The sequence below is a fragment of the Pseudomonas sp. ArH3a genome, from assembly GCF_022648765.1.
Lineage (GTDB): Bacteria > Pseudomonadota > Gammaproteobacteria > Pseudomonadales > Pseudomonadaceae > Aquipseudomonas.
This window is the reverse complement of record NZ_CP080330.1, coordinates 912,249-930,438: the sequence shown is the minus strand read 5'-3', so window position 1 is coordinate 930,438 and position 18,190 is coordinate 912,249. Positions and strand designations below refer to the sequence as shown.

The 18,190-nt window shown below is 60.2% G+C and carries 19 protein-coding genes; 9 read left to right on the top strand and 10 right to left on the bottom strand.

Annotated features, from left to right (window positions below):
* Window positions 1-58: 58 nt before the first annotated feature.
* Window positions 59-949 carry a triacylglycerol lipase gene (locus K0P33_RS04055; RefSeq protein ID WP_242154143.1) on the bottom strand — a complete coding sequence of 297 codons (891 nt, stop codon included), beginning with the start codon at window positions 947-949 and terminating at the stop codon, window positions 59-61.
* Window positions 950-1,026: 77 nt separating this feature from the next.
* Window positions 1,027-1,668 carry an NAD(P)H-dependent oxidoreductase gene (locus K0P33_RS04050; protein ID WP_094949756.1) on the bottom strand — a complete coding sequence of 214 codons (642 nt, stop codon included), beginning with the start codon at window positions 1,666-1,668 and terminating at the stop codon, window positions 1,027-1,029.
* A gap of 137 nt (window positions 1,669-1,805) precedes the next feature.
* On the opposite strand from K0P33_RS04050, the gene K0P33_RS04045 reads away from it, so the two are divergent.
* Window positions 1,806-2,705: a LysR substrate-binding domain-containing protein gene (locus tag K0P33_RS04045; RefSeq protein ID WP_242154141.1), complete on the top strand. Its 900-nt coding sequence runs from the start codon at window positions 1,806-1,808 to the stop codon at window positions 2,703-2,705.
* 98 nt (window positions 2,706-2,803) lie between these two features.
* Window positions 2,804-3,334, top strand: a complete 531-nt coding sequence (locus K0P33_RS04040; RefSeq protein WP_094949754.1) for a ferritin-like domain-containing protein — start codon at window positions 2,804-2,806, stop codon at window positions 3,332-3,334.
* A 127-nt stretch (window positions 3,335-3,461) separates the two neighbouring features.
* On the opposite strand, the gene K0P33_RS04035 is transcribed toward K0P33_RS04040, so the two are convergent.
* Window positions 3,462-5,534, bottom strand: coding sequence for an AsmA family protein (locus K0P33_RS04035; protein WP_094949753.1), 2,073 nt, complete (start codon window positions 5,532-5,534; stop codon window positions 3,462-3,464).
* Window positions 5,535-5,902: 368 nt separating this feature from the next.
* Here K0P33_RS04035 and K0P33_RS04030 point away from each other — a divergent pair, with 368 nt between their 5' ends.
* Both K0P33_RS04030 and K0P33_RS04025 read left to right on the top strand, forming a co-directional pair.
* Entirely contained in the window at window positions 5,903-6,274 is a 372-nt protein-coding gene (locus K0P33_RS04030; RefSeq protein WP_094949752.1) for a hypothetical protein, read from the top strand.
* 152 nt (window positions 6,275-6,426) lie between these two features.
* Window positions 6,427-7,059, top strand: a complete 633-nt coding sequence (locus K0P33_RS04025; RefSeq protein ID WP_053254084.1) for a TetR family transcriptional regulator — start codon at window positions 6,427-6,429, stop codon at window positions 7,057-7,059.
* Between the two features lie 11 nt (window positions 7,060-7,070).
* On the opposite strand, the gene K0P33_RS04020 is transcribed toward K0P33_RS04025, so the two are convergent.
* A complete protein-coding gene (locus K0P33_RS04020) occupies window positions 7,071-7,553 on the bottom strand; it encodes a C40 family peptidase (RefSeq protein WP_094949751.1) in 483 nt (160 codons plus the stop codon).
* A 340-nt stretch (window positions 7,554-7,893) separates the two neighbouring features.
* Between K0P33_RS04020 and ureE the strand changes: the two genes are divergently transcribed.
* The 5 genes from ureE to K0P33_RS03995 all read left to right on the top strand — a co-directional run bounded on the left by ureE (window position 7,894) and on the right by K0P33_RS03995 (window position 11,586).
* Window positions 7,894-8,394 carry an urease accessory protein UreE gene (gene ureE, locus K0P33_RS04015; RefSeq protein WP_242154139.1) on the top strand — a complete coding sequence of 167 codons (501 nt, stop codon included), beginning with the start codon at window positions 7,894-7,896 and terminating at the stop codon, window positions 8,392-8,394.
* Entirely contained in the window at window positions 8,391-9,065 is a 675-nt protein-coding gene (locus K0P33_RS04010) for an urease accessory protein UreF (protein WP_094949749.1), read from the top strand. The genes ureE and K0P33_RS04010 overlap by 4 nt, the downstream gene beginning before the upstream one ends.
* A 23-nt stretch (window positions 9,066-9,088) precedes the next feature.
* The gene (gene ureG / locus K0P33_RS04005; protein ID WP_017849719.1) at window positions 9,089-9,703 is read left to right on the top strand and encodes an urease accessory protein UreG; all 615 of its coding nucleotides are present in this window, start codon (window positions 9,089-9,091) and stop codon (window positions 9,701-9,703) included.
* 26 nt (window positions 9,704-9,729) lie between these two features.
* The gene (locus K0P33_RS04000) at window positions 9,730-10,302 is read left to right on the top strand and encodes a HupE/UreJ family protein (RefSeq protein ID WP_094949748.1); all 573 of its coding nucleotides are present in this window, start codon (window positions 9,730-9,732) and stop codon (window positions 10,300-10,302) included.
* A 159-nt stretch (window positions 10,303-10,461) separates the two neighbouring features.
* Window positions 10,462-11,586 (top strand): AGE family epimerase/isomerase, encoded by a 1,125-nt coding sequence (locus tag K0P33_RS03995; protein WP_094949747.1) that lies wholly within the window; start codon window positions 10,462-10,464, stop codon window positions 11,584-11,586.
* A 115-nt stretch (window positions 11,587-11,701) separates the two neighbouring features.
* On the opposite strand, the gene K0P33_RS03990 is transcribed toward K0P33_RS03995, so the two are convergent.
* From K0P33_RS03990 to K0P33_RS03965, 6 genes are all read right to left on the bottom strand, one after another.
* Window positions 11,702-12,607 (bottom strand): cation diffusion facilitator family transporter, encoded by a 906-nt coding sequence (locus K0P33_RS03990; protein ID WP_242154130.1) that lies wholly within the window; start codon window positions 12,605-12,607, stop codon window positions 11,702-11,704.
* 182 nt (window positions 12,608-12,789) lie between these two features.
* The gene (locus K0P33_RS03985; RefSeq protein WP_094949745.1) at window positions 12,790-13,557 is read right to left on the bottom strand and encodes an SDR family oxidoreductase; all 768 of its coding nucleotides are present in this window, start codon (window positions 13,555-13,557) and stop codon (window positions 12,790-12,792) included.
* Between the two features lie 738 nt (window positions 13,558-14,295).
* Window positions 14,296-15,012, bottom strand: coding sequence for an ABC transporter ATP-binding protein (locus K0P33_RS03980; protein WP_094949744.1), 717 nt, complete (start codon window positions 15,010-15,012; stop codon window positions 14,296-14,298).
* Window positions 15,009-15,884, bottom strand: a complete 876-nt coding sequence (locus K0P33_RS03975) for an ATP-binding cassette domain-containing protein (RefSeq protein ID WP_242154128.1) — start codon at window positions 15,882-15,884, stop codon at window positions 15,009-15,011. Before K0P33_RS03975 ends, K0P33_RS03980 begins: the two co-directional genes overlap by 4 nt.
* Window positions 15,881-17,158: a high-affinity branched-chain amino acid ABC transporter permease LivM gene (livM, locus tag K0P33_RS03970; RefSeq protein ID WP_242154126.1), complete on the bottom strand. Its 1,278-nt coding sequence runs from the start codon at window positions 17,156-17,158 to the stop codon at window positions 15,881-15,883. The genes K0P33_RS03975 and livM overlap by 4 nt, the downstream gene beginning before the upstream one ends.
* 2 nt (window positions 17,159-17,160) lie before the next feature.
* A complete protein-coding gene (locus K0P33_RS03965; RefSeq protein WP_094949741.1) occupies window positions 17,161-18,075 on the bottom strand; it encodes a branched-chain amino acid ABC transporter permease LivH in 915 nt (304 codons plus the stop codon).
* Between the last annotated feature and the right edge of the window lie 115 nt (window positions 18,076-18,190).

The following is an 18,190-nucleotide window of genomic DNA, read 5'->3' as shown; positions in this document are numbered from 1 at the left end:
AACTCGGTCGAATGTGGGAGCGGGCTTGCTCGCGAAGAACGATAACGCGGTGAACCTGCTAACCCCCCGCAACCTTCAGCCTTTGCGCATGCTCAACAAACAACCGAATCGGCTCCGCGCCCTTGCCCACCAGCCCGAAGGATTGGTTGACGATATCGAAGTGATCCAAAGCGTAGTCATCGCCAATCACCAACCCCAGGTGTGAGCTATAGCGCCCGACCATGCCGTCACACTGGCCCTTCTCCCGCACAAAACTGCGCGCGAACAACCGGCAGCTGCGGTTCGTGCCGTCCAGCAGGTTGCGCCCACGATCAGTCTTGCCCGGCTGCAAGGTGCCGGACCACGAGTAATAACGCACGCCGTTGACGACCTCAGCACCCTGCCCGCCCCAGGTTTGCGGCAAACCCTGCGGATACTGGCGGTTGAACAGGGCCACGCCTGCAGTGGTCAAGGACTGATGCGAGGCGTGCAAATCTGTCTTGAAGCGCGGCCCGCGATAGCCGGTTTCCAGCAGGCCCATCACCCAGGCGACCAGATGAAACAGCGTGCTCACGAGCCGGCCTTTCCAACTGTCCGGAGGGTAATGGGCATGGAAATAATCCGCCAATTCCGAACCATGATTAGGCCCGGCCACCGACGTTACCGATGCCACCCATTCCGGGCGCTTGGCCGCGGCATACCGCGCCGTCAGCGAGCCCTGGCTATGGCCGATCAGGTTGACCTTGTCGGCGCCGGTCTCGCGGCGAATCCGCTCGATCTGCACCAACAACTGCTCACCGCGCACCTCACTGGAATCCAGCGGCGCCACTTGCACGGGAAACACCTGCGCCCCACCCTTGCGCAGCGCCGGGACGATGCCGTACCAGTAGGGAAACAACCCCAGACGCACGAAGCCGAGCATGCCGGGCACCAGCACCAGGGGATAACGCGTGGCGAGAGACTCGGGCATGCAGCGGGCATCCTGATCAGGCAAGCGATAACGCCATCCTAGACCACTGGACGTGACCGCCCCATGACCGAGGCGGGTTAAAAATGCACGGCCAGGTCGCGCAACTGGCGCTCAGCCTCTTCACAGGCGCGCAGGAATACGCTTTTGTCCGACTCCTCACCTTCGGCGGCGATCACCCGAATGTCATCGATACCGATGTAACCCAGCGCCGTGCGCAGGTGCGGGTCGGCATGGTTCATCCCTTCGTTTTCACCACCGGGGCCGAACCCGTTGCCGCCACGGCTGGTGATGATCAGTGCGCGCTTACCCTTGAGCAACGCCTGGTACTGCGCGATGCCCTGGCTGTCTTGGGTGATATCGAAGGTGAGGCCCAAGCGCACGATCTGGTCGATCCAGGCCTTGAGGCCGCTGGGCACGCCAAAGTTGTACAGCGGCATGGAGATCACCAGCAGCTCATGTTCGATCAGCTCGCCGACCAGTTCGTCGCTCAATTGCAGGTCGGCCTTCATCACTTTCGGCAGCGATTGCGGCTCGGGGTAGAAATTCGCCGCGACAAACGCCTCGGTGACATGCGGGATAAAAGCCCGGCCGACTTCGCGTCGGGTGATCTGTGCATCAGGGTTAGCCGCCTGCCAGGCATCGAGAAACGACTCGGCCAGGCGCCGGGAGTGAGAACGCTCGCCACGTGGACTGGCGTGAACCACTAGCATTTTTTTCATCTGTTTTAGCCTTCACCGGATACACTCAGGCAACCTGGATGGCCGCCGCTGTTGCTAGTAAATCTAGAGCTGAGCGCCCTGACCGACAAATGAGCAATAGTTAATCCGGATGAATCCATTTCATCCATGGAGACAGAATGTTTACTTCGCTACCCCTGACCGCCCTGCGTACCTTTGAGTCTGCTTCGCGCCTGTTGAGCTTCAAGGCGGCGGCCCAGGAACTGTCGGTGACGCCCACGGCGGTATCGCATCAAATTCGCGCCCTGGAAACCTGGCTGGGCGTGCAATTGTTCGAACGCCTGCCACGCCAGGTGCGCCTGACCGAAGGCGGCGAGCGGCTGTTTCACAGCGTGCATGGCGCCCTGCTGGATGTGGCACAAAGCCTCGACACCCTGCGCCCGCAACGCAGCGCCGGGCACCTCACGGTGTCCACCACGCCAGCCTTTGCGGCGCTGTGGCTGGTGCCACGGCTGGGGCGTTTCTACGCAGCCCACCCGGACATCAACCTGCGCCTGGACACCCAGTGCGAGGTCGTCGACTTGCAGCAGGATGCCAGCGTTGATCTGGTGATTCGCTACAGCATGGGCGACTACCCCAACCTGTACGGCCAGTGCCTGTTCGATGAATGTTTTGCAGTGTATGGCTCGCCCGAACAGGTCGCGCGGGCCAGCACCCAGGTGCCAACGCTGATCAGCGTGCGCTGGCACAACTCCGAGCTTTACGCCCTGGGCTGGCAGGCGTGGTGCGACAAAGCCTCGGAGAGGTGGCTGGATCATCGGCTGCCTTCGCGTGAATACGATGAGGAACACTACGCATTGCAAGCGGCGATTGCCGGCCAGGGGTTGGTGCTGGCGAGCAACATTCTGGTGTCGGCAAGCGTGGCCAGCGGTTTACTGGTGCCCTATCGGCCGCAGGTCAGCGTCGGCGGCGCCGGCTACAGCGCGCTGTGTGTGCCGGGGCGGGAGCGGCATCCACCGGTGCGCGCGTTTTTCCAGTGGGTGCAGGAGGAGGCGAGGCTGTCCGGCCATGCGTTGTGAAATCCGATAAAACTTTTTGCGTCGCGCGGGACTCACAACTTATAGCGATCACGCCGGCAGAGCGTGGCGTAAAACCGGATTAGCACCAGGAGATTGAGATGACTGAAGCACATTTGACTGACGTTGCGACCTTACGCAGCCGCGCCCGCCAGAACGTCGAAAACGGCGCCGTAACCGAAGGCTACAACGCCGACCGCGAAGAAATCATCCGACTGCTCAACGCGTCCCTGGCCACTGAGTTGGTCTGCGTGTTGCGCTACAAACGTCACTACTTCATGGCCACCGGCCTGAAAGCCAGCGTCGCCGCCGATGAATTCCTCGAGCACGCGACCCAAGAAGCTGAGCACGCCGACAAACTGGCCGAGCGCATCGTGCAACTGGGCGGCGAGCCGGAGTTCAACCCTGACCTGCTGTCGAAGAACTCCCACGCCCAATACGTGGCCGGCAACTCGCTGAAGGAAATGGTCTACGAAGACCTGGTGGCCGAACGGATTGCGGTGGACAGCTACCGCGAGATCATCCAGTACATCGGCGACAAAGACCCGACTACCCGTCGCATCTTCGAAGACATCCTGGCCCAGGAAGAAGAACACGCCGATGACATGGCGGATATTCTGCAGGACCTGTAACCGCCACACCGCTGAACCCCTGTGGGAGCGGGCTTGCCCGCGATAGCTATCGAACAGTCAGTGCATCTGTCGACTGTTACACCGCTATCGCAGGCAAGCCAGTTCCCACATTTGGCTTGCGGTTTCGTCAGTTACTTTTCACGGTCTTTGGCGCTTTGCCTTCCCTCATCTGCTGCAACAACGGTGCACATTGGTTCGGCTCATCACCGCTAGGTGCTACCAAGGCCAGCAGCCCCGCCGCCGGGCCGGCGATGACACCCAGCGCAACCATCCCGGCGCCACGCAGCATCAGCGGCACCGCCTTCACACCCGCATTCGGCTTGATAAACGGCCCATTCACGTACAGCGGCGAACGCAGAGAGAACAGGCGGAAGCCCTTCGACTCCGGCGTGATGGTGAGGTCCAACTGTTCGGTCGCCATGTTCGCGGTGCCATCGATATAGATGATCGCGTTCTCGGTATCGAACACAAACAGGCGAGTGGTCGCAAGGCCAGTCTTGATGCCGAAGTCCGCCGCCGCGCAGTTGATCTTCACTTCCTTGTCGCCGAACAGGCGGCCTACTACGTAGTTGCCCACGTTAAGCCCGGCAATTTCCATCAGGCCTCGGCTGATGGCGCCGTCGTTGATGAGCATCTTCAGATCGCCGTTAGAGCTGCCCAGCAGCGCCGCCACGGAGTTACCGCGCCCGGAAATATCCGCGTCACCGTTGAGTTCACCAAAGCTGGTTTTCATCGGTTCGAAGGTCGGGAACAGCTGCTTGAGCTTGAAGTTGCGCGCAGTGAGTTTGGCGCGACCTTCCATGGGTACAGTGCGGCCATTCAGGCGAATTTGCGCATCCAGCTTGCCGCCGGCCACGCCGAAACGCAGGGGCTCCAGGCTCAGTTCGCCATCATTGAGCACCAAGTGGGTATAGAGGTCGGTGAAAGGCAGATCGGCACTGTGCACGATGCGTTTGCCGGTGAATTCCACATCGGCGTCCATCTCGCGCCAGCGCGCGGTGCGGAATTCTTCCACTGGCAGCACTTTGGTCGCTGGTTGCTTGCTTTCACCGCCACGGGCTTTTTGCTTGGCGTTGGAATCGGCACCGATCAACGGTGCCAGGTCGGTCATCAGCAGTTGGTTGGACACCAGCGCGCCGCTGAGTTTGGGCCGTGGCTGGCTGGCGACATAGGCCAGGTTGCCGTGGATGTCGCTGTCGCCGATCTTGCCGTTGAAGTTCTCGTAGCGGAATGAGGCGCCGCTGGCTTCATGCAGTTTGGCGATCAGGTGGCCGTCAGTGGAATAGGCCGGCGAGTCCGGCAAGGTGACGCCGGTCAGCGGGTACAGGTTGCCCAGGCTGCTGCCGGCGAGTTTCAAGCGCAGGTCCAGGGCGCCGAGGTTCAGCGGGTCGGTCAGAGTGCCGGCCAGCGCGATGCGGGTGTCAGCGATTTTCACCTGGGCTTGCAGCGGGAACGGCTTGGCCGCGTCCTGCAAGGCGAGCAGCCCGCCGATCTTGCCGGTGCCGTCGAGTTTCTGGCCGTGGTATTGGCCTTTGACCTTGAGGCCGAACGCGTAGTCCTGGGGCGCTGAGCCTTTTTCCAAGGCCTTTTTGGCATCGGCGTCACCGACGATTTCGCCGAAGGGAATCGGCTTGCCCAGCGGGTCGATGATCACGTCGAGCTGGGTCTTGAGGGTCTGGTCGTCGAGGGTCACGTGGCCTTTGTCGAAGCCGATGGCGCCGATGTCCACCACCCAGCTGGAAGGCTCGGCGTTGGGGTCCTTGGGGTCGAACTTGAAGGTCCAGTTGGCGCGGCCGTCGGCCAGGCGCTGCAGGTCGGCGCTGGGTTCGGTGAGGTCGATACGCGGAATCACCACGCGCTGCACCAGCAACGCCAGGGGCGAGATGCGCAACTCCACGCGCTTGAGGGTGACCATTTGCGGCTTTTTCGACCAGTCGGGGTTGCCCAGCGTCAGGTCTTCGGCAATCACATGCGGCCACGGCACCCAGGCACGCCAGCCACCTTCATCCGGCTCACGCGCCCACACCACCGCCAGGTTGCCATTGATGGCAAAGGGGCGATGCAGCTCCTCGGAGACCTTGGCATTAAGCGGCGGTTTGATGCGGTTCCAGTCAAAGAACACCAGCACCAAGACCACCACGGCGATTAACAGAACGAAGCTGGCGCAGCTCCAAACGACAATTTTACGAGTGCGCGTCATTGCACAGGACTCCTGGTTACGACTGAGGGCGCGCGTTGCCGCGCGCCTTTTGACTACAGCTTATAGAGCTACGACTGACAAATGGTCTGGGGGTTTAGCCCGAGTACGAATTCCCAGCAAAAAAAGCGACTTCTCCTACAGCTCAAGTCGACCAAACCATCAACAATGCACCAGTGTTACCCATGAACGGGTCGAAAATACCCACCATGGTGCAAAACCGCGGGCTTGAGAGGCTCGGTCTAGAGCCTCCGCAGGGAACAATCAATTCTGTTGATTATTACCATTGTGTTTATGAACTTTTATATCGACTTATCGAGAGTAGCATTAGCCCTGTACCCACTTTATCGCCCTCCCAAGGAGCAACCCTCATGAAACGCCAAATACTCGCTACCGTTCTGCTGTCTGTCCTGGCTTCCAGTGCTTTTGCCCTGCCAGCCGCTGAACAAGCTACCCCACAGAACAAAGCTCAAGCCGTGCAATCCAGCCAAACCGTGGCTCGCAGCGGTTCGCAAGAAGATGAAAACCGTGACTACGCCAAAGGCGCTGTTGCAGAAAACGGTTCGGAACACGCCAACAAACGTGCCTACACCGAAGGCGTTGCTGAAGGTGGCCGTGATCGCCTGGAACAGAAAGGTCTGGTAGAAGGCGGCGCTGAACAAGCCAACGACCGCGCATACACCCAAGGTATTGCCGAAGGTGGTGCTGATCGCCTGCAAGAACTACATCAAGCTCAGAGCTAAGCCCGTGGTGGCCCAGAAAAAAGCCCGATCGACCGATCGGGCTTTTGCTTTTTTATAGAAACCACGTCACACCCCACACCACCAAGTTCGACGCCAGCGAAGCGGTTTTGCTAGAGTGCGTCGCTGTACTTGCCGACTAAGCCCGCCCGCCGATGCTGCCCCGCGCCGAACAGAAGCAACAGACCCGCCTCGCCTTGATGGACGCAGCCCGCCATCTGATGGAGTGTGGCCGTGGGTTCGGCAGCCTGAGCCTGCGCGAAGTGGCCAAGACCGCCGGGATCGTGCCGACCGGGTTCTATCGTCATTTTGACGACATGGACCAGTTGGGGTTGGTATTGGTCAGTGAAGTCGGCCAGACCTTCCGCGCCACGATTCGCCTGGTGCGCCACAACGAGTTCGTGATGGGCGGCATCATCGATGCGTCCGTACGGATCTTTCTGGATGTGGTCTCGGCCAACCGCTCGCAGTTCCTGTTCCTGGCCCGCGAACAATACGGTGGCTGCCTGGCTGTGCGCCAGGCCATCGGTGCCTTGCGCGAAGACATCACCAGCGACTTGGCGGCCGACCTCACACTGATGCCCAAGCTCCAGCACCTGGATGCCGAAGGCTTGCACGTAATGGCAGACCTGATCGTCAAGAGCGTGTTCGCCACCCTGCCCGACATCATTGACCCGCCGGCCCAGGCCCTGCCTGCCCATCTCACGCCTCAGGCGAAAATCACCCAGCAACTGCGCTTTATCTTTATCGGCCTCAAGCACTGGCAAGGCCTGGGCAGCACCGAGTAAGCCGATCAGCCCTACGGGTGGAAGCGTTTGGCGCTGGTGTAGTTTTTTTTCCAGTAAGTGCTATTCAGCGAATCGATACGAACGCGCTTGCCGGTACTGGGCGAGTGAATGAATTTGCCTTCGCCCACATAAAGGCCGACATGGCTGACCTGGCCGCTCCCATTGCCTTTGAAAAACACCGCATCGCCCGGCATGAGAGCCTCTTTCGGGACGGTCGCGGCGCTTGAGCGATGCATCTGCGTGGTCGTGCGCGGCAGGCGAATATTGGCTTCGGTCTTGAACAGATAGACCAGGAAGCCGCTGCAATCAAACCCTTGATCAACCGTGGCTCCACGCCCGTTGTAAGGCGTGCCGAGCAACTCATGGGCACGATCAATCACATTATCGATGGAGGCAGCAGAACTGAAGACCACAGACGGCTTTAAATTGGCCGACGCCGGTATGACGGCGTAGGAGAGACTGACAATGACTGCATATAAAAATACTTGGAACATGGTCGACGTCGCTAAGAATTAAAGACGGCGCACATCGTAATGAAACAGCCCGTAACTTTTTGAGAGCCAAGTCTTGGTTATGCGTAAGACGCTTCCGAGAAAAAATCCAGTGCGAATCAGATGAAAGAAATTTCATGCTGCACTCAGTAGAACTCAACTCAAAACGCCCACATCCGGTGCTATAAATTCAATCACGCACCATTTGGATGCGCCGTAGGAATCAACTGACGCCCTATTCGGTGGCATGCCCATGCTTGCCTACAGGGTTTTCCCATTCGCACGTGCGGTTGGCAAGCCCCTTGCTCTAGCTCTTTTATCGCTCATAGCTGGAAGCCTCCTGATGCTGGTGATCCACCGCCGAATCGCCCCCCAAGCCCTCTGGGCCGCTGAACTGCTGCTGAACTTCGAAGCACGCAGCAAAAGCCGCCTGCGCTGTTTCAGTGCCGACGGTGAAGACGTCGGCCTGTTTCTGGAGCGCGGCCAACCGCCATTGCACGATGGCGAATACCTACAGGCTGAAGACGGACGTGTCGTACGCGTCGTTGCCCGCCCTGAACACCTGCTACACGTCACCTGCAGCAACGCGTTTGAACTGACCCGCGCGGCTTATCACCTCGGCAACCGCCATGTCGCCCTGCAAGTCGGCGACGGCTGGCTGCGCCTGCTTGATGACTATGTGCTCAAGGCCATGCTCGAACAGCTAGGGGCTCACACAGAAACCCTCGAAGCGCCGTTCCAGCCGGAACACGGCGCCTATGGCGGTGGTCATCACCATTCGCGCCACGGCGATGAAGACTTCAACTACCCGCCCAAGCTGCACCAGTTCGGCGTACGTCTATGAACCCAGCCTGGGCGCTGTTGCGCCTGGCCAGTCCGCAATTGCCGATTGGCGGCTACAGCTATTCCCAAGGCCTGGAAATGGCCGTGGACAATGGCCGCGTCAAGGATGCCGCCAGTGCGCGACGCTGGGTCAGCGACCAGTTGCTGCTCAACCTTGCGCGCTTCGAAGCGCCATTGCTGCTCGCCCATTGCCGCGCGGCGGCGGATGAAGACTGGCCGCATCTGGCGCAATTGTGCGAAGAACATCGCGCCAGCCGCGAGACCCGCGAGCTGTATCAGGAGAGCCGGCAAATGGGCTACTCCCTGCAACAACTGCTCAATGGCTTGCCGGAACTGGACGACGCCGCGCGCACATTTGTGCAGCAATGCGCCGAACCGCACCTGGCCCTGGGCTGGGCCCTGGCGGCGCGCGCCTGGCACATCAGCCCGGATGACGCCCTCGCCGCCTGGCTGTGGAGCTGGCTGGAAAACCAACTCGCCGTATTGATGAAGACGTTGCCGTTGGGCCAGCAGGCCGCCCAGCGCCTGACCAGCGAACTGCTGCCGCTGTTGCAACAAGCCCAGCAAGACGCCGGCCGCATCGACCCCAACCATTTCGGCAGCGCCGCGTTCGGCCTGTCCCTGGCGTGCATGGCCCATGAGCGCCAGTACAGCCGCTTGTTTCGTAGCTAGGGCCTTTAATTTTGGAGAAGCACATGAACACACAACCTTTGCGTGTCGGCATCGGCGGCCCGGTGGGCTCCGGCAAGACGGCCCTGACCTTGGCGCTGTGCCTGGCCTTGCGCGATCGCTACAACTTGGCCGTGGTGACCAACGACATCTACACCCGCGAAGACGCCGACTTTCTGGTGCGCAACCAAGCCTTGGCGCCCGAACGCATCATCGGCGTGGAAACCGGCGGCTGCCCGCACACGGCGATCCGCGAAGATGCCTCGATTAACCTCGAGGCGGTGGACCAACTCAACCGCCGCTTCCCCGGCCTGGACCTGATCCTGGTGGAGTCCGGCGGCGACAACCTGTCGGCGACGTTCAGCCCGGAGCTGTCAGACCTGACCATCTATGTGATCGATGTATCGGCCGGCGACAAGCTGCCACGCAAAGGCGGGCCCGGTATTTGCAAATCCGATTTGCTGGTGATCAACAAGATCGACCTCGCGCCGTTGGTAGGCGCCTCGCTTGAGCTGATGAACAGCGACACCCAGCGCATGCGCAACGGCAAACCCTTTGTGTTCAGCAACCAGAAAACCGGCGTCGGCCTGGATGAAATCGTCGCCTTTATCGAACGTCAGGGCCTGCTGACTGCTGCCTGATCCCACCCTAAAAAAGGAGCCTGTTCATGAGTCTCAACAAATTTCTCGCAACCGCTGCGCTGCTGCTCGCCCCAGCCCTCGCCTTCGCTCACCCCGGGCATGGTGATAATGGTTTGGTTGCCGGCATCAGCCACCCGTTGGGCGGTATTGATCACTTACTGGCTATGGTCGCGGTCGGCCTGTGGGCGGCGCAGCAAAAAGGCAACGCGCGCTGGGCCCTGCCTTGCACCTTTGTCGGCACCATGCTGATTGGCGGCCTGCTGGGCTTTGAAGGCCTGCAATTGCCGGCGCTGGAGAGCGGGATTGCTGCCTCGGTGCTGGCGCTGGGCCTGGCAGTGGCGCTGGCGGTGCGGCCGCCGCTGTTTGTGGCGGTGGGTGCTACAGCGCTGTTTGCGTTGTTCCATGGCGTGGCGCATGGCCTGGAACTGCCGGACATGTCCAGCCCGTGGGCGTATGCGGCTGGGTTTGTGGGCGCGACGGCGGTTCTGCATGCGGCGGGTTATGCCGTAGTGCGCTTCCTGCCGGCGGCCGCAGCGCCGCTGGTGCGGGTGGCTGGAGCGGCTTCGGCGGCGACTGGGGTTTGGTTGTTGGCGGGCTAACCTTGATCGTTCCCACGCTCTGCGTGGGAGCGCCGCCCAGGACGCTCCGCGTCCCAAAGCACGACGCAGAGCGTCACAAAATGCATTCCCACGCAGAGCGTGGGAACGATCAGCCTGCTACCATGCGCGCCTACACCCCTGCCGTGACGACGCCAGCCGATGCCCATCGCTCCAAGTTCCGCCTCCCAGCCTTCGTTGAACGCCGTGCTCACGCACTTCCATGACCTGATCGTGCCGCTCTGGCAGGGCCCGGGCTGGAATGCCGAGTTGGCGTTGCCCTATGAGGCGCTGGACGCCGATCACCAGCCATTGCCCCCGCAACGCTACCGCGCGATGGCCTGTGCCCGGCAGTTGTACCTGTTCGCCAGCCTGATCGGCGAGCCCGGTGCAACCTTTGTCGAAGAGCGCGCGGCGGCGCTGTTCCGTTCCCTGCAGCGGCACTTCCACGACGCCGAGCACGGTGGTTGGTTCTACAGCATCGACGCCCACGGCAAGCCGCTGGATAAGCGCAAAGACCTCTACACCCACGCCTTCATCATCTTCGCCTGCGCCCATTACTGGGCCAAAGTGCGTGAGCCGTTGGTGGAGTCGGTGCTCGACGCAGCCCTGGAAGTGGTCGCCGAACGCTTCGCCACCGGCGACGGCCTGTACGAAGCGGTGTTGGAACGCAATTGGTCGTCCCTCAAGTCCGGCCCGCTGCAAAACCCGCTGATGCACCTGGCCGAAGGTTTTCTCGCCACGCTGGCAGTGCGTGAAGACGCCGTCACGCAAGATGCGCTGCTGGACCTCGCCACCGCCATGCAGAAGCGCTTCATCGACCGCCAGCACGGCGTGATGATGGAAAAGCCGCTGGGCGCTGTGGATAACTGGTTTGAGCCGGGCCACCAGTTCGAATGGTTCTTTTTGCTCGAGTCTTCAGACGTACTGCGCGGCACGCCGCTGCATGCCTCGTTGACGCGGGCATTTGCCTACGCCGAGCTTAAGGGTGTGGATAAATTGAGCGGCGCGGTCAGCGGCATGCTTGCCCTGGACGGCACGGTGCGTGATGGCACTCAACGGATCTGGGCCCAGGCGGAATACCTGCGGGCACTGACCTTACGGCCTGAGAGTGAGGCGGTGCTGCAACGCCAATTGCTGGCGCTGCAACAGCACTTCCTGCATGAAAAGGGTTGGCATGAGTGCCTGGATGCCAAGGGCGCCGTGAGCCGACGGGATATGCCGTCGACTACGCCGTATCACTTGGCGACCTGCTATCAGGGGCTGACCTCAAAGGCCCTATCGTAGCGGTGCGACCTGTCGACAAGCCCGCTCCCACACTTGACCGCGTCCAACCGTTGGAATGCGGTTAACTGTGGGAGCTGGCTTGCCTGCGATAGCCTCACCTCGGTCTAACTGACCATCACGCAATCCACTTGCGATCCCCGGTAAAACTGATCGTCAGCCAGCGCGCCGCATCCGGCGTACCGAGCCCTGTGGATATCTCTTCGCGCAACCCATCAAGGGTTGCGACGCTGCCCACCGGGTAATCCGCCGGCAACACCACATGAATCTCGATAAACCGCGCCCGCCCGTGCTTTTGCACGTAGGACACGTAGTCGTCGAAACCATGCTTGGCCTGGGCCGCGTCCATCACTTCGCGCACCTTGTCGTCCAAGTGGTCCGGGGCAATCCCCAGCACTTCGCGCAACGCCGGGCGCAGGATCTTGAACGCCGGCGCCAGCATGCTCAGGGCCAACAGGATCAAAATCAGTGGGTCGACATACACCGCCCACTCGCCATAGCCTTGAGACTTGAGCAACAGCGCGGCAAGAAAGCTGATCAGCAAGCCCACCGAGAGCATCGCGTCCACCAGCCAACTGATGTTGTCGAACTGGATCAGCGAGGATTTCAGTTTGCGATTGCGGTAGCGCACGTAGAAGAAGTAGCCGAATTCGACGACGGTAAACACCGCCGCGTAAACGATCACCAGCCCTAACTCGATTTCGCGCCCGCCATTGATAATGCCGAACACGCCGTTGAGAAACGCGTAGATGGCGATCAGCAGCAAAAAGCTGCCTTCGATCAGCAATACCATCGGCTCCAAGTGCCAGTAGCCGAACTGGAAGCGCTCGTTGCTTTTCTTTGCGATCAGCTTGGCCGTGATCAGCATCAACACCTTGATGGCGGTGGCGATCAGCGAGAAAAAGCCGTCGAATAGAATGGATTGGGCGCCAGACATCACACCCGTGACAATCCCGGCGATCGCTACAGCGAACATCAGGATGGTCGATTGTTTGAGCAGTGCCTGCTCACCTCGGTTACTCACATTTCCTCCCGTCAAAACCTTTAAACCGCACAGCGCGGAGGGGTTTTCCGGAGTGGAGTGTACCTTATGTCTTGTTTTGGCCGATTTGACGCCTTCGCAGGCAAGCCAGCTCCCACATTTGATCGGGTTCACACGGTCAAAATGTGGGAGCCGGGCTTGCCCGCGATGGCCGCAACTCGGTCTTAACCTTTAGCCCCACGCTCAATCGCAAACCCAGCCCACGTCTGGCTCACCGGCATCAGCTCCAACCGATTGATATTCACGTGCGCCGGCGTGTTGAGCACCCAGAAGATGGTGTCGGCGATGTCCTGTGGCTGGATCGGCTCGGCACCGGCGTAGGTCGCGTCGTAACGCGCCTGGTCACCGCCGAAGCGCACCAGTGAAAACTCGCTCTCGCACAGGCCTGGCTCGATGTTGGTCACGCGCACGCCAGTGCCTTGCAGGTCGCAGCGCAGGTTCAGCGAGAATTGCTTCACGAACGCCTTGGAGCCGCCATACACGTGGCTGCCTGGGTACGGGTAGCTGCCAGCGATGGAACCGAGGTTGATGATCCCGGCGCCACGGCCGTGGGCAATCAGGCGCGGCAGCAACAGGCTGGTGGTGGTCAGCAGGCCTTTGATGTTGGTGTCGACCATGGTTTCCCAATCGTCGAGGCTGCACTTAGGCGCAGGGTCGGTGCCCACGGCCAGGCCGGCGTTGTTGATCAGGCCACGCAATTTGGCAAAAGAAGGCGGCAGGTTGGCGATGGCGTCTTCCATGCCCTTGCGGTCACGCACGTCCACAACCAGGCCGTGTACTTCGGTCTGCTTGGAAAGCTCTTCGACCAAGGCATTCAAACGCTCGGCACGCCGGCCGGTAAGCACCAGTTTCCAACCGGCGTCGGCAAAACGACGGGCGCAGGCTTCGCCGAAACCTGAGGTTGCGCCAGTAATAAACAGCGTGTCGGACATGGTGTTCTCCTTGCGGGCATCGGAAAAAAAGTTGCCAGCAGAATGCCCTTACGCCGCGATTGCGGCAACCGCTAAGCACACAACTTCATGTACAGCTGATCATTTTTTAACCACGCCGAGCAGAGCCTTATACACCGTGGCCTGCAGCCATATGCGCGCAGGTTATCCACAGCTGCGCCCACAGTCTTTGGGGGCAAGTGTAAAAAGCCAAAAGCCGCTGTGTGCAAGGCCTGTAGGCAGTTTTAGAAAGTTTTTTGCTTGACCTTGGGCGGGGCGTATGTAGCCCCTTGTAAAGAGGGAAAATCTGAGCGATGGCTCCAGGCCAGTCATTCCGGCCTCTGTGGCAGTCTTTCCAGAGTTTAGTCACAGACTTATCCACAGGCTGAGGGGACATAAATCGGTCATATACCTGTGTCTTTAAACAGGTTGACAAAACCCTTGATCGGTCTCGAAAAACCAGCTGATCATAAAACAACCACCACGCTACAAGCCACGTGGTTAAAGGCTTTCAGCCAGCTACTCCCACGTTACCCACAGCCGGTTCCACAGCGAATGGGGACAAGTCAAAACTGTGACAAAACAGGGATTTGCGGCGGCTATATGTCGCGCTTTGGAGGGCGGCTGGATTTGTTTTCCACAATTTGCCGGGGAGCCTGTGGACACCCCTAAAAACAAGTGTGGGAACCGGCTTTATGTGGCAGCCGGTTCCCACATGGGTTATTGCATCAAGCCTTCAGATCAGTGCCCGCCGAGGTAGGCGTTGCGCACTTCCTCGTTCACCAGCAACTCCTTACCCGTGCCCGTCAGGCGAATCTCGCCGTTAACCATCACGTAAGCCCGGTCAGACAAGCGCAACGCATGGTTCGCGTTCTGCTCCACCAGGAAGATGGTCATGCCAGTGGCCGCCAGTTCACGCAGGGTGGCGAAGATCTGCTTCACCACAATCGGCGCTAAGCCCAGGCTCGGTTCGTCCAGCAGCAACAGCTTGGGCCGGCTCATCAGCGCGCGAGCGATGGCGAGCATTTGCTGCTCACCGCCAGACATGGTCATGGCGCGCTGGGTGCGCCGTTCCTTGAGCCGAGGGAACAGCTCGAACATACGCTGCATATCTTCCTGGGCGAATTTGTCACCAATCGGAATGGTGCCCATCAACAGGTTTTCCTCGACGGTCATGTCGGGGAACACCCGCCGCCCTTCCGGCGACTGCGCAATGCCGTTGGAGGCGATGTAGTGGGACGACTTGTGGGTAATGTCGACGCCGTTATAGAGAATCTGCCCGGACTCAGCGCGAGGCTGGCCGAAGATCGACATCAGCAGCGTGGATTTACCCGCGCCGTTGGAGCCGATCAGGCTGACGGTTTCGCCTTCGTTGATGTGCAGCGAGACTTTTTTCAGGGCCTGGATCGGGCCGTAAAACACGTCCAGGTCCTTCATTTCGAGGATAGGTGCACTCATACCAACTCCTCTTCGTCTGCGCCCAGGTAGGCGGCAATCACTTTCGGGTCGTTGCGGATCGCTTCCGGGCCACCTTCGGCGATCACGTTGCCGTGGTCGAGCACCACGATGTGGTCGGAAATGCTCATCACCATGCCCATGTCGTGTTCGATCAGCACCACCGTGAGGTCGTGTTCATCGCGCAGCAGGCGAATCATCTCGCTGAGCGCTTCGGTTTCCTGCGGGTTAAGGCCGGCTGCCGGTTCGTCCAGGCAGATGATCTGCGGCCGGGTGCACATGGCACGGGCGATTTCCAGGCGGCGCTGCTGGCCGTAGGAAAGCTCGCCGGCCAGGCGGTTGGCGCAGTCCACCAGGTCCACCACTTCCAACCAGTAGAAGGCGTGGTCGAGCGCATCGCTTTCGGCCTTGCGGTAGCCCTTGGTATTGAGGATGCCGGCGAGCATGTTGCGGTTGACCCACATGTGCTGGGCCACCAGCAGGTTTTCCAGCACCGACATTTCCTTGAACAGGCGAATGTTCTGGAAGGTCCGCGCCAAGCCTGCACGGTTCACCAGGTGGGTGCCGCCGAACATCTTGTAGTACACGCGGCTGAAGAAGCTTTTGGGCGACACGAAGTCGACAGCTTTGAAGCGTTCGCCGAGCAACTGAATCACGTTGGTCTGCTTGCCGCGTATGCTGAGTTCGATCTTGCCGCCACTGGCTTTGTAGAAGCCGGTGAGGCAGTTGAACACCGTGGTCTTGCCGGCGCCGTTGGGGCCGATCAAGGCGAAGATCGAGTTGCGTTCGACCTTGAGGCTCACATCGCTCAAGGCCTTGATGCCACCGAAGTGCATCATCAAATGTTCGACGGAGAGCACGACTTCTTTGCTCATGGCGCCACTCCTTTACGTGGTGTCACACCGGTACGGCTGATCCGGATCAGGCCGCGTGGCCGCCAGATCATCATCACCACCATCAATACGCCAAACAGCAGCACGCGGTACTCGGAGAAGCTGCGCAGCAGTTCCGGCGCCACGGTCAATACGAAGGCCGCAATCACCACGCCGACCGTCGAGCCCATACCGCCCAATACCACGATGGCCAGAATCAGCGCCGACTCGAAGAAGGTGAACGACGACGGGTTGACGAAGCCTTGATAGCTGGCAAAAAACACCCCGGCAAGACCCGCCGTGGACGCGCCGATGGTGAAGGCCGAGAGCTTGACCAGTACGTGGTTCAGGCCCATGGAACGGCAGGCGATTTCATCTTCGCGCAAGGCTTCCCAGGCGCGGCCGACCGGCATGCGGGTCAGGCGATGCTTGATGTACAGCACGGCCAGGACCACCAGGAACAGCACGATGTAGATAAACATGAACTTGATGTTGGGGTTGTAATCGAGGCCGAAGAACTCGTGGAACGGAATCCCACCCTCCTTGGCTTTACGCCCGAACTCAAGGCCCAGGAACGTCGGCGAAGGCACCGGCATACCGTTCGGGCCACCGGTAAACGACAGCCAGTTATTCAGCACCAGCCGGATGATTTCACCGAAGCCCAAGGTCACGATGGCCAAATAATCACCGTGCATTCGTAGCACCGGGAAGCCGAGTATGCACCCCGCTAACGCCGCTGCGATGGCCGCCAGTGGCAGTACGCTCCAGAAGCCCAGGCCCAGGTATTGATAACCCAACGCCAAGCCGTAGGCGCCGATGGCGTAGAACGCCACGTAACCCAGGTCGAGCAAGCCGGCCAAGCCGACCACGATGTTCAGGCCCAGGCCGAGCAACACGTAGATCAGCCCGAGGATGACCACGGTGAGCAAGTACTTGTTGGCGAAGATCGGGAACACGATGGCGATCACGATCAGCGCCGGGATGATCCAGCGCAGTCGCGACTTGTAGTCCGGCGGCAGCACGTGCACGCCGGAGCTGCTGCTCTCGAACCCCTGCAGAATCTTCACGCCCTTGGGGGTTTGCAGGAACAGGCTTAAGGCAAAACGGCCAGCCATCACGATGGCGACCAGAATGGCCACGCGCGCCGGTTGCAGGTTGAAGCTGTAGCCGTCGAGTACCACGCCGACGATCGGACCGAACACGATCAACGAAATCAGCCCGGCGAGGACCGTATCGACCACACTTTTCTTGATATCGATAGATTTGGCAGCAGACATGTTTACACCTTCGCCACGAGCGGACGACCAAGCAGGCCCTGAGGACGGAAAATCAGAATCACCACCAGCAGAGAGAAACTGAACACGTCTTTGTAGTCAGAGTTGATCAACCCTGCGAACAGCGACTCGGAGATACCCAGGATGATCCCGCCGAGCATGGCCCCAGGCAGGGAACCGATGCCGCCGAGTACCGCTGCGGTAAATGCCTTGATGCCGATGATGAAGCCGGCATAGAAGTCGAACGTGCCGTAGTTCAGGGTAATCAGCACGCCGGCCAGGGCCGCCATGGCTGCACCAATCACGAACACGTAGGAGATCACCCGGTCGGTGTTGATACCCAGGATCGACGCCATCTTGCGGTCTTGCTGGGTGGCACGGCACATGCGGCCCAGCTTGGTGTATTTGATGATGTAGGTCAGCAGCCCCATGCCGAGAAACGCGGCCACCAGGATGAACACCTTGGTGTAGGTCAACTGCACGAACCCGCTGCCGATATCGACGCGCCAGGCGCCGGCCAGCAGGGTAGGAATCCCTTGTTGTTTCGCACCCTGGGCGATCTGCGCGTAGTTCTGCAGGATCAGGGAGATACCGATGGCGCTGATCAGCGGTGCCAGTCGGGTGGAGTTGCGCAGCGGTTTGTAGGCGACACGCTCGATGACCCAACCGTAAACGCCGGTGACGACAACGGTGAATATCAGGGTGCCGAGAATGAGCAGCGGGAAGGATTCGATGCCGAAGTAAGCCAGCAGTGCCAGACTGATCGCCGCGAGGTAAGCGGAAATCATATAAACCTCGCCGTGGGCGAAGTTGATCATGCCAATGATGCCATAGACCATTGTGTAGCCGATGGCGATCAGGCCATAGACCGACCCGAGAGTCAGACCGTTGACCAGTTGCTGCAGGAAAATACCATCCATAACGCAATCTCACGCGGTGAGCACCTGCACACCCGTGGGTGTGCGGCGCTTCTGGAGGAAAAGACAGATCTGTTGCCGGTCACGATGGGGCAGGCAACCAAGTTCCCTGTGGGAG

Bases quoted from the DNA above. Each gene is read 5' to 3' on its own strand.
- K0P33_RS04055 (WP_242154143.1), bottom strand. From the start codon at position 949: ATGCCCGAGTCTCTCGCCACGCGTTATCCCCTGGTGCTGGTGCCCGGC.
- K0P33_RS04050 (WP_094949756.1), bottom strand. From the start codon at position 1,668: ATGAAAAAAATGCTAGTGGTTCACGCCAGTCCACGTGGCGAGCGTTCT.
- K0P33_RS04045 (WP_242154141.1), top strand. From the start codon at position 1,806: ATGTTTACTTCGCTACCCCTGACCGCCCTGCGTACCTTTGAGTCTGCT.
- K0P33_RS04040 (WP_094949754.1), top strand. From the start codon at position 2,804: ATGACTGAAGCACATTTGACTGACGTTGCGACCTTACGCAGCCGCGCC.
- K0P33_RS04035 (WP_094949753.1), bottom strand. From the start codon at position 5,534: ATGACGCGCACTCGTAAAATTGTCGTTTGGAGCTGCGCCAGCTTCGTT.
- K0P33_RS04030 (WP_094949752.1), top strand. From the start codon at position 5,903: ATGAAACGCCAAATACTCGCTACCGTTCTGCTGTCTGTCCTGGCTTCC.
- K0P33_RS04025 (WP_053254084.1), top strand. From the start codon at position 6,427: ATGCTGCCCCGCGCCGAACAGAAGCAACAGACCCGCCTCGCCTTGATG.
- K0P33_RS04020 (WP_094949751.1), bottom strand. From the start codon at position 7,553: ATGTTCCAAGTATTTTTATATGCAGTCATTGTCAGTCTCTCCTACGCC.
- ureE (WP_242154139.1), top strand. From the start codon at position 7,894: ATGCTGGTGATCCACCGCCGAATCGCCCCCCAAGCCCTCTGGGCCGCT.
- K0P33_RS04010 (WP_094949749.1), top strand. From the start codon at position 8,391: ATGAACCCAGCCTGGGCGCTGTTGCGCCTGGCCAGTCCGCAATTGCCG.
- ureG (WP_017849719.1), top strand. From the start codon at position 9,089: ATGAACACACAACCTTTGCGTGTCGGCATCGGCGGCCCGGTGGGCTCC.
- K0P33_RS04000 (WP_094949748.1), top strand. From the start codon at position 9,730: ATGAGTCTCAACAAATTTCTCGCAACCGCTGCGCTGCTGCTCGCCCCA.
- K0P33_RS03995 (WP_094949747.1), top strand. From the start codon at position 10,462: ATGCCCATCGCTCCAAGTTCCGCCTCCCAGCCTTCGTTGAACGCCGTG.
- K0P33_RS03985 (WP_094949745.1), bottom strand. From the start codon at position 13,557: ATGTCCGACACGCTGTTTATTACTGGCGCAACCTCAGGTTTCGGCGAA.
- K0P33_RS03980 (WP_094949744.1), bottom strand. From the start codon at position 15,012: ATGAGTGCACCTATCCTCGAAATGAAGGACCTGGACGTGTTTTACGGC.
- K0P33_RS03975 (WP_242154128.1), bottom strand. From the start codon at position 15,884: ATGAGCAAAGAAGTCGTGCTCTCCGTCGAACATTTGATGATGCACTTC.
- livM (WP_242154126.1), bottom strand. From the start codon at position 17,158: ATGTCTGCTGCCAAATCTATCGATATCAAGAAAAGTGTGGTCGATACG.
- K0P33_RS03965 (WP_094949741.1), bottom strand. From the start codon at position 18,075: ATGGATGGTATTTTCCTGCAGCAACTGGTCAACGGTCTGACTCTCGGG.